The 15,120-nt window shown below is 38.9% G+C and carries 13 protein-coding genes; 10 read left to right on the forward strand and 3 right to left on the reverse strand.

Going from position 1 to position 15,120, the window contains the following annotated elements; genetic code table 11:
• Window positions 1–99: 99 nt before the first annotated feature.
• A complete protein-coding gene (locus tag AC1ECF_RS15340; protein ID WP_480390303.1) occupies window positions 100–546 on the forward strand; it encodes a DUF2512 family protein in 447 nt (148 codons plus the stop codon).
• Between the two features lie 47 nt (window positions 547–593).
• On the opposite strand, the gene AC1ECF_RS15345 is transcribed toward AC1ECF_RS15340, so the two are convergent.
• From AC1ECF_RS15345 to nhaC, 3 genes are all read right to left on the reverse strand, one after another.
• Entirely contained in the window at window positions 594–2,108 is a 1,515-nt protein-coding gene (locus AC1ECF_RS15345; protein ID WP_480390304.1) for an AMP-binding protein, read from the reverse strand.
• Window positions 2,109–2,130: 22 nt separating this feature from the next.
• On the reverse strand, window positions 2,131–2,949 hold the full coding sequence (locus AC1ECF_RS15350; protein ID WP_480390305.1) for an SDR family NAD(P)-dependent oxidoreductase: 819 nt from the start codon (window positions 2,947–2,949) through the stop codon (window positions 2,131–2,133).
• Between the two features lie 246 nt (window positions 2,950–3,195).
• Window positions 3,196–4,635 (reverse strand): Na+/H+ antiporter NhaC, encoded by a 1,440-nt coding sequence (gene nhaC / locus AC1ECF_RS15355; RefSeq protein WP_480390306.1) that lies wholly within the window; start codon window positions 4,633–4,635, stop codon window positions 3,196–3,198.
• Window positions 4,636–4,796: 161 nt separating this feature from the next.
• Here nhaC and AC1ECF_RS15360 point away from each other — a divergent pair, with 161 nt between their 5' ends.
• The 9 genes from AC1ECF_RS15360 to AC1ECF_RS15400 all read left to right on the forward strand — a co-directional run bounded on the left by AC1ECF_RS15360 (window position 4,797) and on the right by AC1ECF_RS15400 (window position 15,106).
• Entirely contained in the window at window positions 4,797–5,192 is a 396-nt protein-coding gene (locus tag AC1ECF_RS15360; protein ID WP_480390307.1) for a hypothetical protein, read from the forward strand.
• Window positions 5,193–5,867: 675 nt separating this feature from the next.
• Window positions 5,868–8,096 carry a YcdB/YcdC domain-containing protein gene (locus AC1ECF_RS15365; protein ID WP_480390308.1) on the forward strand — a complete coding sequence of 743 codons (2,229 nt, stop codon included), beginning with the start codon at window positions 5,868–5,870 and terminating at the stop codon, window positions 8,094–8,096.
• Between the two features lie 235 nt (window positions 8,097–8,331).
• Window positions 8,332–8,811, forward strand: coding sequence for a PTS sugar transporter subunit IIA (locus AC1ECF_RS15370; RefSeq protein ID WP_480390309.1), 480 nt, complete (start codon window positions 8,332–8,334; stop codon window positions 8,809–8,811).
• A gap of 166 nt (window positions 8,812–8,977) precedes the next feature.
• Window positions 8,978–10,411, forward strand: a complete 1,434-nt coding sequence (nagE, locus tag AC1ECF_RS15375; protein WP_480390310.1) for an N-acetylglucosamine-specific PTS transporter subunit IIBC — start codon at window positions 8,978–8,980, stop codon at window positions 10,409–10,411.
• 183 nt (window positions 10,412–10,594) lie between these two features.
• Entirely contained in the window at window positions 10,595–10,870 is a 276-nt protein-coding gene (locus AC1ECF_RS15380; RefSeq protein WP_480390311.1) for an HPr family phosphocarrier protein, read from the forward strand.
• Window positions 10,858–12,558, forward strand: a complete 1,701-nt coding sequence (gene ptsP / locus AC1ECF_RS15385) for a phosphoenolpyruvate--protein phosphotransferase (protein ID WP_480390312.1) — start codon at window positions 10,858–10,860, stop codon at window positions 12,556–12,558. The genes AC1ECF_RS15380 and ptsP overlap by 13 nt, the downstream gene beginning before the upstream one ends.
• Window positions 12,559–12,619: 61 nt before the next feature.
• On the forward strand, window positions 12,620–12,904 hold the full coding sequence (locus AC1ECF_RS15390; protein WP_480390313.1) for a DUF1292 domain-containing protein: 285 nt from the start codon (window positions 12,620–12,622) through the stop codon (window positions 12,902–12,904).
• 210 nt (window positions 12,905–13,114) lie between these two features.
• Complete coding sequence (locus AC1ECF_RS15395) at window positions 13,115–13,357, forward strand: transcriptional regulator (protein WP_480390314.1); 243 nt, start codon at window positions 13,115–13,117, stop codon at window positions 13,355–13,357.
• A gap of 126 nt (window positions 13,358–13,483) precedes the next feature.
• On the forward strand, window positions 13,484–15,106 hold the full coding sequence (locus AC1ECF_RS15400; protein WP_480390315.1) for an S-layer homology domain-containing protein: 1,623 nt from the start codon (window positions 13,484–13,486) through the stop codon (window positions 15,104–15,106).
• Window positions 15,107–15,120: the final 14 nt, after the last annotated feature.

The following is a 15,120-nucleotide window of genomic DNA, read 5'->3' on the forward strand; positions in this document are numbered from 1 at the left end:
TTATGTTTTCTTTCTATTAATAATGTTCAAATTATAGGGTTGAAAAGAATGGGAAGGGGTAAAGGAGAATAGACCATTATAAATGAGGAGGATGCATCTATGAATCACTTAAAGGCAATTATTCTAAAGTTTTTCATGCTGGCTATAGTACTACTTGTTGTTTTGACACTATTCTTTAATGTTGAGATCATGGACTCTATTTGGACAGCGCTCGTCCTAACATTTTTCGCTTATGTACTAGGCGATTTACTTCTATTTCGAATGGCCGCAAATCGATCAGGTCAAACAATACGTAATCTGATTGCTACAATTGGTGACGTTGTGATAGCATTTCTAACGATTTGGTTTATGCTTGTGGCTTTAACTGATGCAAATGAAAATCTAGCATTAGCATCACTCATTTCTGCAATAGCCATTGGAGCAGGAGAATGGGTCTTCCATTTATACTTAGATAAGTATGTATTTAAAGGGAGAGACCCGGTTGGTGATAAAGTTGATGAAGTTTCAGCAAAAGCCCCTGATATAGTAGATCACAATAAACTTTAATAGAAAAGGCAGCTGGATCTTATAGAAAAGGTTTCAGCTGCTTTTATTTATAGGTGCATTGGTAATTTTCTTTTTTGTAATTTGCCGACGGAGCTATAGGGCAGCTCTTTGACGAATATAATTTCCCTCGGTAATTGAAACTTAGCAAGTCTTGGCTTTAACCATTCCTTCAGCTCCGTGGTAGACATACTATTCTCCATGGTTGGTTGGATATACGCTACCAGCTTCTGCCCATATTCCTCGTCTTCCATTCCAACTACCGCTACGTCTTCTATAGATGGATGGGTAAGAATAACATGTTCTATTTCGGAAGGAAAGATGTTTTGCCCAGCTGATATGACCATTTCATCCTGTCTTCCCTTTAGATAGAAGAGACCATTCTTATCCTTATATCCTAAGTCGCCAGTTTGAATAAGCCCATTTGTTTTATTTTTCATCGACCATTTGTTTTGAAAGCATAGCTGTCCAAGACTTCCATCAGGTAGCTCCGCCCCTTCTTCATCCACTATTTTAATCGTTGTTCCTTTAATAGGTCTTCCTATTGTTTCGGGAGAAAGAGCTAAATCCTTCGGTGTTGCTATTAGATTTAGACCTGCCTCAGAGGTGCCATATAGGTTGTACAGTACATCTCCGAGTGCTTTCTTTGTTCTTTCTATTAAAATGGGTGAAAGCTTTGCTCCCCCTGAAGCTATACAGCGGAGGGGAGCTAATGCTTGTTCATTTGTATCAAGCAATCTGTATACCATAAGAGGTACTACGGTGATGACTTGTACTTGATGAGTTTTTATAAGCTGACAGGCTTCTTTAGGATGAAATTTTTTAGTAATAACAATCTTCTTACCTAATGCAAAGAACACTAATAAGATGGCGATGCCATAGCCATGAAAAATAGGTGTAGCAATATAGGCCGTATGGTAGGAAGGGAGCTTTAGGCGTTCTATTAATGCAAGAAAAGGCGGAAGAAAATTAGTGACAGAAGGCTGGTGTACCACTTCCTTTGGCGCACCAGTTGTTCCACCTGTGAGGAGAACAATTCTACTGCTTGATGATTTCGGTAGTGAGAGTGACAGAATCTCCTGTTGAACAGGCTGTGTGCTTATAATTTTTTTATTAGAGAAGCGAGCTTCCTCCACCAGATAGGTAAACTCTGGGTCGTAGATGAACAGGTCAAACTTATGTATACTATTCTGTTGGTTAAATTGTTTAGCGCTCATTGCTGTATTTAATAAATAGATGGTAGCTCCAAGTCGAGAAGCAGCAAAAAGATAGCGAATAAATGAAGCGTGATTATTACAAAGGAATGCCACTTTTTGTTTTTCTTGAAGATTGAATTGTACCTTTAAATAGGCAGCCAGAGAATGACTTTGCTCATATAAGTCACTATAAGTAAGCTTCTCCTGGTCATCTACGAGAGCTACTTGGTCTCCACGCATCTTATTTGCTAAATAGAGGAGAAGCGTAAGGTTGACTCCATGTTTATAGAGATAAGAAAGAGTGCTAGCTATCCCTTTCGGTGAAAGAATACGCATATTACGTAGAGCTTTTAGAAGGCTTGTTAGCATGGGTATCTTTCTCCTTTTTTCCTTATTTGGCTAATTTTCTTTCAATTAATCCTCTAAAAACAAGAGAGCCAATCTCTCCAAAAATGGACCACCAAGGCTTGTAAATTCTTTTTTTGGTATATAACATACTAGCTATAATTTTCGCAACATGATCTGGTCTCATCGCTGGGGTATTCCGATAAGAATCTGTCGGCTCAATCATAGGAGTTTTAACTAAGGGTAAGTAAAGAGATGATGTAGTAATTCCCTTCCTATTAAGCTCTGGTGAACTAGCCCGGAACCAAGTATCAAATGCTCCTTTAGAGGCTTGGTAAGCCGCCCAATTAGGGAAGGGGAGCAGTAGAGCGTTAATAGTTGAGACATTGACTATATGTCCTTCTTCCTTTTCGAGCTTAGGCAAAATGGAAAGTAATAGCTGTACGGGCGCAAAGTAATTAATGGCCATTGTTCTGGTAAAATCATGAGTCCGATCTAACGAGTCGAATATTGCTCTGTTAATTGATAACCCTGCATTACTAACAAAGACGTGAATAGGCTGCTTTTCGAGCACCTTTAACGTCCTTTCCATCTCTTCTTCTTTTCTTAAATCTGCAGAAATTACTTCAATGGTAGAAGGGTATTCCTTCATCTCTTCTTTTATTTGAACGAGCAGGTGCTCCCGACGAGCTATTAGAATCAGTTTAACCGGATATTCTGCTAAGAGATATGCGAGCTCTCTTCCAATTCCTGAGCTTGCCCCTGTTATAAGGATGGTTTTTCCGTTAATCGCTTTATGTAGCTTGTCTGCTTGGATACGTGTTGAAGGGAACAGTATTCTCTCTAAAAAACGATATGTATGCATGTCGTTTAATCCTTCCAATTTTTATCTAGTTTATCATAGTTTTGGTATTTGAAAAAGTTCGTCAAAACGAAAAGGAGGTGTCTCATAAGTAAAAAACTTATGGACACCTCTTCTTACTTTGACAAATAACTGCTCTGTAACATTGCTCCTGTGGTGGTCGCATCAAAATGCCGCCATCCTCGTCACAAGGAACCGTCTCAAAATGACTTTTCAGACGGCCCCTTTCTATCACGTTAGCCATTCATTTTATGCTTCGACTATTCGTTTGTCTATCCTAAATTGTTCTTCTTGTTCTTCTTGTTCTTCCTTTGTATACTCCTTCATGGAAATACCGGTAATTCCGTATAGAAGATTGAATAACGGAGTAATCATAGCTAGGAAGCAAAAAGGTAAGTAGGTTAAAGTAGGGACCCCTAAGGTAGTAGCTGTAAAGACTCCACTTGCCGTCCATGGTAATAAAGCACAGCCTTGAGTTGCACAATCTTCCATGGTCCTGGATAGGTTTTCAGGCTTTAAATTAAATTTGTCATATAACGGTCTCATAAAAGTGCCTGTCATAACACCGGCAAAGGAAAACGTACCTCCGAGACCCAGGGTGAAATAGGACATAATCATGGTTACAAAAACTAAAATCCCTCTACTTCTAATAGCACCAACGATTGAATTGATGATCGTGACTAATACTCCAGAGGCATTCAGGAGTCCCCCAAGACCAAGAGCAAATAAAAAGATAGCAACCATGGGCAGCATACTAACTAGTCCACCTCTTTGAAGAAGTGTGTCTACTGCTTCAATCCCAGATTCTACAAAGAAACCAGTATATAAAATTTCAAAAATAGAAGTAAGAGACACTCCCTGGTAAACTACGGCTACTACTGCCCCAACCAATCCACCTATTAAAACAGAAGGTATAGCTGGACGCTTTGTAATTAATAGAATAAATAAGACAATTGCCGGTAAAAAAGCAAAGATTCCTAGTCCGAAGTTATTATATAAATAATTGGTTAGGAGAGTAACTTCCTCAGAGCTGACGGTTGCTACCTGTATGTTCAGACCAATGACTGTAAAAATAATGGCTGTTACGATATAGGCTGGAATCGTCGTCCATAGCATGTGTTTTACGTGCGTGAACACATCAATTCCTACTACAGCAGCTGCAAGATTTGTGGTATCCGAAAGCGGAGATAACTTATCACCAAAATATGCACCACTGACTATAGCACCAGCTGTCATTGCAATTGGCACTCCAAGACTATGACCGACACCAATCATTGCAATTCCAGCAGTTCCAAGCGTTGCCCAAGAGGAACCTGTAGCCATCGATACAACGGAACAAAACAATAATGCGGTAACTAGGAAAAACTGTGGGGAGATTGCCTGTATTCCATAATAGATTAAAGCTGGAACGGTACCGGCTGCCATCCAGGCTCCGATTAGTATACCAACAGTGATTAAGATAAGAGAGGGCTGAAGGGCTTTTAACATGGAGGTAAACATTGTTTTCTCAACTTCTTTATAGGTAAAGCCAAGCCTAAACATAAACGGTATGAGTGTAAATAAGGCTAGAAGCAGCATGATTTGTATCGATGCTTTAAATGCTATAAGACCGACAGAGATGATGAAGACCATTAAGAGCAGGATAAAGAGGGAATACGACAAGGATGGTTTTCTTATTTCTTTATTCATATAATCACTCCTCTAATTTGATAGGGGACAAAGGGTTATCATTAAATACCCTTTTTCGAATATAAAAAACATGAAAAATCTAAAAATTATTGTAACTGATTGGATGGTAGAGGAGTCTAATTCTACAAGTATATCTAGAAGGGCTACAGAGGAGGAAGTACATGAAAAATTACCTATTACTCACTAGTCTGCTATGTTTAGTTTCTGCCTGTAACCCCGTCACACCAAAAACACAGACATTAGAGGCTTTTATAGAAGAACAAGGTCTCACAGAAATAGACCGAGTCATTATTCAAGACGGTTCCACTGGGGAAGCTAAGACCTTACAGGACCCGGAACAAATAGAAGAGTTTTTATCTTTAATTAAAGATATAGAATATATTCCACAAGAAAACCAGGATGGTCGGGTCGGGTGGCGTTATCGTATCAGGTTGTTCGAGCAATTGAATGAGTTCGATTTTACGCTGAGTGAAATAGACGGCGTCTACTATGATTCTGAACCAGATATCTATCCGATTGTAGAAGAGTATTATCAAAAGCTAGAAGTCACCTCATAAAAAGATATGGAGAAAGCATAAAAAGCATTTACTATATAACAACGTAAATGCTCTCTTCTCATGCTGGTTCTCACTATTTTGGAGTCTACCTGTAATAAATAATAAGTACTAGTGCTTCCATAGTTTCTCATATTTTTATTTCTGTGCGCTCATCCAACTTTAACACCATTCATAGTAGCTCGATATGTTTGAGGATAGAATCTACTTCATTTTGATATTTTTTTAATCCTTTCTCTGTTGCATAATCGTCTACATATCTTATTCCTTCTAAAACATCTACTAATAATATTTCTTTCATCCTTTATCTATCTGCATCCACATATAAAATCGGCCATCCATACTTATATATTCCTTTACCAACAACAAACTCTCTTGCAAGTCTTCCGTTTATTGATTTCTGTCAGCTGCTATATCTTCCATTGGACGTCCATACTACAAGAAACGGTGAAGAGGGCTAGTCAGAAGATAGACTCACTTTACGAGAAAAACATTTACAATAATCGGAATATTTTAGAATTTGAATGCATATATATGATAGATATGTTTTTTCAAAGAGAGGGTGGAGGGGAAACTGTGTTACTTAATGATTGCTCTTTATCGAAAAAAGAATAGGGAAACTGAGCAATCATAAAAAGAGATTCAAATGGTAAGAGAAAAATATATAGGGGGATTTATATGTTAAAACCAAAAAAGATAGGAATTTTAGTGACGGCCTCAGCATTATCTATTGGAATGTTTATGACACCAGCAAGCGCAACTTCGGTACTAGGACAATCGGAAAAAGTACTTAATCAAGTGGCTGTTGCCCAATCGACGTTTTCGAAGGCGGACCTCATTAAAAAGTTCCGCTCTCTTTTCCCAGATTTTGCATCGGTAAAAGAAAGTGAATTTACTATGCATAGTGGAACCTATTATCCGGAGGATGGTATTACCAGGTATAATCTCTCTTTTACTCAAACGATTGATGGAAAGAGATATCATGGAAACGTAAGCTTCTACGGTTCGGATCTAGAAATTGAGCATTTTTCCTATTCTCCGCCAACTACTGCTGACTCATTATTCCCAGCTAAATATTCAAAAGAGGAAGCACAGCAAAAAGCGGTTGATTTTGTAAAGAAATTCTTTAAGAATGAAAATTATCAGCTAGATACAAATCAATACAATTATTACCCAACAAGAATTCTAACAGAGCCTATTTCTTATTCATTTTCGTTCTCTAAGACAGAGAATGGCATCCCACTTTCTGATCAGCGAGTGGATGTAAGTATTTTAGGAAATGGGGATGTCACTAGCTTATACCGTTATCCTACCAAAGTAGAAAAGCATACATTTGATTCAGTGAAGAATGTGAAGGACAAAAACGCTATTTTAAAAAGCTGGAAGGAGAATCTTTCAGTCGAGCTACAATATAGAATTGATTACGATTATAGAACTGGAAAGCCAAAGGTAAACTTGGTGTATCAACCAAACCCTAATCTGGTTGGTAATCATGCATTAAACGGAAAATGGTATGATGGCCAGGAATTCCTAAATACTTATCCAAAAGCGAAGAAGCTAGAAAAAATCGTAGAGAAGGCACTGCCTGCCAAGCAAAAGGGGATTACAGTGGAGCAGGCGAAAAAAATAGCGGAAAAGATGCTGAAGCCAAATAGTGATAAAGTTACTTTTAATATTCAATCTGTCGATGAAATAGAAAATTACAACGGAAGAAGTGTTATTAGTATTTCTTATTCCTACACCACGAAAAATGGTAGAAATGGGTACGGCAGTTCCTTTGAAATTGATAAACAAACAGGCGAGCTAGTTAGCTTCTCTAGTGGGCTCCCACATATTCTTCAAGAGCTTGGGGAAAAGGTAGAGGTGAAGAAGCCTATTACGGAGAAAGATGCGTTAACGAAAGCGATGGCGTATTTAAAGGAGTGGACACCATCTATTCTACATGATTTTGCAAAGCCATCAGAAGATGCTTACCATGACGAACAATCTGGGACATATCATTTTAACTTCCCTCGAATAGTGAACGGGCTTAAGGTATCCGGTGATCAAATAAGTGTAAGTATTTCAGCAGACGGCAAATTATATAGTCTTTATACTAGCCATCAGCAAATAAGTGAATGGCCATCTATTAAGCAAGTGATCACTGCCAAGGAAGCAAAAGAAATATACACGAAAGCGTTAGATGTGAAGCTTGTTTATATGAAACAGTATTCTAGTGAGAAGAAGCACTATGATTTATTATATACACCAGTTTATAATGATAACTCTTACAATACATTGAATGCGCAGACAGGTAAATGGATTAGCTACTATGGAGATGAAAATACAACTCAGGTAACACATAGTTGGGCTGAGGAAGAGTTAAATTATTTAATTAGCACAGGTACCCTAGAAGTAAAAGATGCCAAGAAATTTAATGGGGATGCTGCTGTCTCAAAAGGAGAAGCATTAAAGACAATGATCAACTCACTTACTTCTATTTATGGAGGGTATTATGGAGAAGAAAATCCTAATCAAGCTTTTGAAAATATCAATTCTAAGCATCCACTCTATCAAGTAGTTCAGCGTGCAGTGGAGACTGGTATTATTTCAGTTGATTCTAAAACGTTTGACGTAGATGGAAAAGTGACAAGAGAGGAATTAGCAGCTTGGTCCATCAAGGCAATGGGATTAGATGCAGCAGCTAAAAATAGCAAGATTTATAAAAACGAGTTTACAGATGCAGCGAACATTAAACCCGAATATACAGGATACGTAGCATTAGCAGATTCATTAGGATTGCTAACTGCAGAAAAAGGACAATTCAATCCAACAAAAGAAGTGACTTATGCAGAAATTGCTGTTTCTACTATTAAATTAGCTCATGCTGTTTCTCAGAAAAATAAAGGGATTAATATGTATTATTAAGATGAGCAGCCTTTCGCTAAGTGCGAAAGGTTTTTTTATTGGATATATATATTTTCATTCAATCATTTAATGCGAAATTTTTTATTTGCCTAATAAGATTGTAAAATGTCACCATCCTTGTCGCAAAGGGACCATCTCAAAATGACTTTTCAGACGGTCCCTTTTTATGTTCTTTAATACTCGTCTAAACAGTATACATGACTAACGAGTAATTTTGTTGGAAAGGAGTTTGGATTTGCTAGGTAAACTTTTAAAAAGAAAATTACAGGTTATCGCCCCTGTCACGGGTCAATTGATCTCTTTAGAGGAAGTGCCTGATCCAGCTTTCAGTAAAAAAATGTTAGGAGAAGGAATCGCCATTATGCCAACGGAAGGAAAAATCTATTCGCCGGTGGATGCAGAAATTACTTATTTACCTGCAACGAAGCATGCGATTGGGCTCCGAACACGCGATGGTACAGAGTTGCTAATTCATATCGGCCTTGAAACAGTTTCTCTAAAAGGGAGAGGATTTCGCCACTTCGTCAAGCAAGGTATGGATGTCAAAGCAGGCCATATTTTAGTAGAAGTAGATTTGGATTATGTAGGAGAGAATGCCAAAAGCATAATCACTCCTATTGTTATCACCAATAGCGCTGTCCGAGAGATAACTCCTAAGAAGATTACCAACTGTACGGCTGGAAAAACGGTCATTATGATCGTTACCAAGAAATAAGGAGGTGAACAGGAAAGTAAGGAAGGCAATTATGGATTTTGCAATCATTTCTATTTTATGAGATTAGAAGTCCGGTTGAGGAGAAGGGGTTGCCTTCCGTCCTTCCCTCTAATTCGGCAAGCATAGGGTTTTGATGTTAATAAAAAATGATAGGAGTATGGATTACATGATGAGACGTATACAACGACTCGGTCGTTCATTAATGCTGCCGGTAGCAGTACTCCCAGCAGCTGCGGTATTAATGGGTATTGGGCATTGGATTGATCCAAACGGGGCGGCAGGAAATGCAATTGCAGCTTTCTTCATCAAGGCAGGGGGATCAATCATTGATAATCTTCCCATCTTATTCGCTGTAGGGGTAGCGGTAGGACTGGCGAAGGATCGAGATGGCTCAGCTGCTTTAAGTGGTTTAGTAGCTTACTTAGTTGCAACAACCATGCTTTCTACAAAAACGGTTGCATTGCTTCAAGGAGTCGATGTAGCTGAAGTAGATCCGTCTTTCGAAAAAATTGCAAACGCATTTATAGGAATTCTATCTGGAGGAATTGCAGCATATCTCTATAATCGATTTAGTCATGTGAAGCTTCCAGATTTTCTAGCCTTTTTTAGCGGTAAACGGTTAGTGCCGATTATTACTTCTGTAGTTATGTTAGTGGTCTCTGCTTTATTATTTTTCATCTGGCCAATAATTTATGGAGCATTGTTCAACTTTGGGGAAATGCTGAGTGAACTAGGAGCTGCAGGAGCAGGATTATTTGGATTCTTTAATCGCTTGCTTATTCCCACAGGACTCCATCATGCTTTAAATGCAGTATTTTGGTTCGACACTATTGGGATTGATGACATCGGAAAGTTTTGGGATGGATCTGGCGTTAAAGGGGTCACTGGTATGTATTTAGCTGGGTTCTTCCCGATTATGATGTTTGGGCTACCAGCTGCAGGGCTTGCAATGTATCATACTGCAAAAACAAAGCGTAAAAAACAGGCAGCTTCTCTTATGATTGCTGCGAGCTTTGCTTCCTTCTTTACTGGGATCACAGAGCCGTTAGAATTTGCATTTATGTTTTTAGCACCTGCTTTATATGTAGTTCATGCAGCCTTGACGGGGCTCAGCTTATTCATTGCAGCTAGTTTCCAATGGACGGCAGGCTTTACTTTCAGTGCAGGCTTTGTTGATTTCTTCTTAAGTAGCAGACTGCCCATGGCGAACAACCAGTACATGCTACTAGTACAGGGACTCGTTTTTGGAGTAATTTATTACTTCTTATTCCGCTTCCTCATCGTTAAATTTAACCTGAAAACACCTGGTAGAGAAGATGATGAGCAAGTAGAAGAGGTCGAAACTAGTTCTACAGATACTCCATTTAAGAGACTTGCTCAAAATATATTGGATGGACTTGGCGGTAAAGAGAACGTGGCATCTTTAGAGTACTGTGCAACGAGATTGAGAGTGGATGTGCGTGATATGGAGAAAGTAGATCAACAAAAGATAAAGGGAACCGGTGTCTTGGGTCTCAATGTTATAGGGGCAAATCACATTCACGTAATTGTAGGAACGAGTGTACAGTTTGTAGCAGATGAAATAGATAAACTGAGGTAGTCGGTTTAGAGGGGGTGTCCCATAAGTAGAAAACTTATGGGACACCCATTCCTATCTGCTATGAAGCATTGCTCCTGCGGTGGTCGCATTAAAAATGCCACCATCCTCGTCGCAAAGGGGCCCTTTCAAAATGACTTTTCAGACGGCCCCTTTTCTCTATTTAAATAAAGGAAGGTGTTTAAAATGAAGAAAACCTTTATTATCACAGCCCCTGATGGTATTCATGCAAGACCAGCTGCTCTTTTGGTAAACGCGGCAGTCAGCTTCAATTCTGACATAATCATTTCTTATGAGGGACAAGAAGCAAACTTAAAATCTATTCTTTCTGTAATGGCGCTTTCCATTCCTTCAAAGGCTTCCATTGAGCTATGTGCGAGTGGAGATGATGCGGAGGCAGCGTTGAAGTATTTAGAGCAATTCCTTATCGAGCAGGATCTAGGTGAAATATGCGAGAAATAGTAGGGTTAGCTGTATCTCCAGGAATTGTGATAGGAAATGCCTTTCATTACAAGGCTTCCCCTACAGTAATTGAAAAAATTATCACAGAGGAAATTGAAGGAGAAATAAGCCGTTTTAAGATGGCTATCGAGAAAGTAAAAGAGAAGCTTCAGCTGTTAAGAGAAAAAGCAGGTAATCAATTAGGACAAGAGCAGGGTGAGGTCTTTGCAGCACATCTGCTAGTCCTAGAGGATCCAGTACTCTTGTCGGCTATTTGTAACAAGATTGAAGATGGCGTAAATGCAGAGTTTGCTGTACGAGAAGTTGCTGCCATTTATATAAAGATGTTTGAAGAACTATCAAATGAATATATGAAGGAAAGAGCTGCGGATATCCGGGATGTAACAGAAAGACTGATTAGAGAACTGGTACATGGCAAGGAAGAAGAGCTCTCTTCTCTTCAACAGGAGGTAATTCTTGTCGCAGAGGATCTTTCTCCTTCTCTCACTATTCAATTAGACCGCCGATGGATAAAAGGAATCATTCTCTACAAGGGAAGTGTAACCTCTCATGCAGCGATTCTGGCAAGAGCTATGGGTATCCCTGCAATAGTAGGAGTAAAGAACGCCTCTACTGAGATAAAAAATGAAGTAATTATTATGGATGGAACAAGTGGAAAGGTTTTATTAGAACCTTCAGAAGATGTTTTGCAAATGTATCATCAAAAAATTGTACAGATGAATGAAAGGCAACTAAATGTGTACAACGATATGCCTACTTATACGAAAGATCGGCAACAGATAAAAGTATTCGGTAATATTGGCAGTATAGAGGATGCTGAACGTGTTCGAGGATCTGGTGGGGAAGGAATAGGGTTATTTAGAACAGAATTTTTATATGTAAATAGAGAGAGTGCGCCTTCCGAGGAGGAGCAGTTCCATTTCTATAAAAGAATCCTTGAATTATTTGGTGATAAGCCCGTCGTTATTCGTACAATTGATATTGGCGGTGATAAAAACGTTCCGTATCTAAACCTAGAGCAAGAGGAAAACCCTTTTTTGGGAAAACGTGCTATTCGTTTATGTTTGAGCTCACAAGAAACGTTTCGTACGCAGCTTCGTGCCCTGTTAAGAGCGAGTGCTTTTGGACACTTAAAAATTATGTTCCCGATGATTTGCATGATGGAGGAGCTACAGCAGGCAAAGGCCGTGCTTCTTGAAGAAAAAGAAAAGCTGTTAGATGAGGGGATTATGGTCGGTAAAATAGAGGTGGGCATGATGGTAGAAACTCCTGCTGCCGCTATGCATGCTGAGGTCTTTGCAAAAGCCGTCGACTTTTTCTCAATTGGTACGAATGATTTAGTGCAGTACACTTTTGCAGCTGATCGTATGAACGAGCATGTCTCTTACTTGTATCAGCCTTATCACCCGGTAATTCTCAAGCAAATTCAAATGGTTGTAGCTGCTGCACATAAGCATAACAAATGGGTAGGTATTTGTGGAGAAATGGCTTCAGACCCTCTAGCATTACCTCTAATGGTAGGATTACAAATTGATGAGATATCTGTTCATGCAGGATTTATTCCAGAAGCAAAGTATCTCCTACATGAATTGTCAGGTGAGGAATGGAAGGCTCATATCAATCATTTATTATCATTAGCTTCCTCTGAGGAAGTAAAGGGGTATCTAACCTCTCGTATTCTTTGCTAAAAGTAGATTGCTAGGAGATAATGGAGGAGTAACAAGTACTCGTTAAAAGGAGGAATTAGAAATGGAAGAGAACAAAGGAAAGATTGAGGTTGGGGACATCTTCGCATTACTTGGAGAAGATGACCAGGAACAAGAAATTGAAGTACTAGGTCTCTTGACCATCGACGGCGTAGATTATGCTGCAGTAGGATTTGCAGAGGATACGCAAGACGAAGATTCTGAGGAAGAAATGGACGTCTTCTTTTTACGAGTAGAAGAAGGAGAAGAATTCTCCATTATAGAAAGTGATGAAGAGTTTGACAAGGTTTCCTCTGCATTTATGGAGGCAGAAGAAGCAGTAGAATAATATTCCTTGAGCTATCCCCATGGATAGCTCTTTTTTGTAAGTAAGTTTAGTTCTTTAGTAGAAGCGTTGATGGAAGAGGCTGCGTCAAATCCATGTTAATTGGTAAAACAAGGTCACCGGTAGTGAGCAGAATTTTGTTTGTTTTCCAGAAAAATATTAGTAGAATCACGAACGTTTGTTCTGTATAATAGAGAAAAAGGGGGAACGAACGTGCGTGAACAGATTCTAAAAGTATGGAAGCATGCTCAAATTGCCGAAATGATTTATATGAAAGACAATGGAGAAATAAGTAAGCGAACCGTGGAAATTTTACATGTCAGTCCTACAACGTTTCTGGCATACTGCTTTCTTCGGAAAAGTAAAAGGACATTCGCTATAACGAACGTTCTTGCTCTCTCACCTCAAAAACAATCCTCAAAAAATTCTCAGTATTTATATGGGAAAGTATGCTAAAATCAATCCAACAAACACAACTACCGAGACCTTGCAGATATGTAAATGCCAGGTCTCTTTTTTTATTCTGTTGTTGGAATAAATGTGTTTGTTCAAAAATAACATAGGGATGATAGGAGGAAAGAAATGAAACGTTTATGGAAAAGAGCTCGATTACTTTTCGTTTTGGCATTACTGTTTCAAGTGGTTGGATACCCTTTTTATACGCTTGCAGATTCTGAAGAGGGAAGACCATCATGGGCTAGCCCGGTAAATTATTTAGCGCTAGGGGATTCTTTAGCAGCGGGGGTTACCCCACAAAATGAGCTTGGAAATGGCTACACGGATTTTATTGCAGCTGAGCTTAAGGGGGAAGGGGTATTACAATTATTTACTAAAGGATTTACATATCCGGGATATACTACACAAAATTTGTTGGATGACATTAAGAATGACATCACGAAGCCTATAGTTGGAGCTGGCAATACGACAAAGACTGCTTCATTAAAAACCTCTATTAAAGAAGCCGACATTATTACACTTTCAGCTGGAGCAAACGATGTTCTTCCTGCTATTAAAGTTGATAGCTCAACGGGGGCTCTTTCTTATGATCTATTTAAAATTGGTGCTGGTCTCCAACAGGTGGGGACTAACACACAAGCAATACTAAAAGAGATATATGCTCTTAATCCTGATGTGAAAGTTTATGTGATGGGGTATTATAATCCTTTTCCTTTTTTATCTAGTGAACATCAGAAACAAGCCGAACAATTACTTGCTAATTTAAACGGTACGATTCAAAAAGCTATGGCTGGGTCATCGGCAACGTATATTTCTACGCAAAATCAAATAGCAGAAAAAGCTACCGATTATTTGCCTAACCCACAGAATATCCATTTAAGTGAATCCGGATATAAAGTGGTAGCAAGCCTCTTTAAGGAGCAAATTTTTAAGGATCAGCCTTGGATAGCTACGGATATATTGAAAGCCAGAGTACAAAATTCAGTGGCAACCTTAACATGGAAGCCCGCTGTCGATGACAAAAAAGTAACTGGTTACACGCTGTATAACGGAGCTTCGAAGATTGCAGAGGTTGCAGGGGATATAACATCTTACCAAGTAAAAAATATAGGTTTCAATGAATCTTTCATATTTTCTCTTAAGGCTATAGATGAAGAAGGAAATGTCAGTAAAGATGCTCCATCTGTAACCGTGTCGACTAGTTCGAGCCTTACGTTTAAAGATATTGAAAAACATGGCTCAAGGGAATTTATTGAACAAGCAGCGATGGCAGGGATAGTTGGTGGATATGAGGACGGGACATTTAAGCCAAATAACGATCTAACTCGTGCACAAGCAGCTTCCATTATCGTGAAAGCACTAGACTTGAATGCGACACAAACAGCACCATTTACTGATATACAAGGTTATTCAAAAGAAACACAAGAAGCTATTGCGACTGCATACCAATTTGGGATTGTCAAAGGAGATAAGGGGCTATTTAATCCAGGTAAGCCTGTTACTAGAGGGCAGCTAGCTCTTATGCTTATGCGTTCCTACGAGCTTGCGACACAAAAATCATACATCCCGACACAAGCATCACCATTTACAGATATCAGCCAATATCACCAAGAAACAAAAAATGCTATCAACATGGTATATACATTTGATATTGCAGTAGGAAAAGACGGAAGATTTATGCCAAATGACACTGCCACTCGTGCACAGGCAGCGAAGATGTTTGTAAAGGCATTACAACTATTAAAATAATGGGAAGGAGAGAG

This window comes from Psychrobacillus sp. Z3-81 (assembly GCF_056620325.1).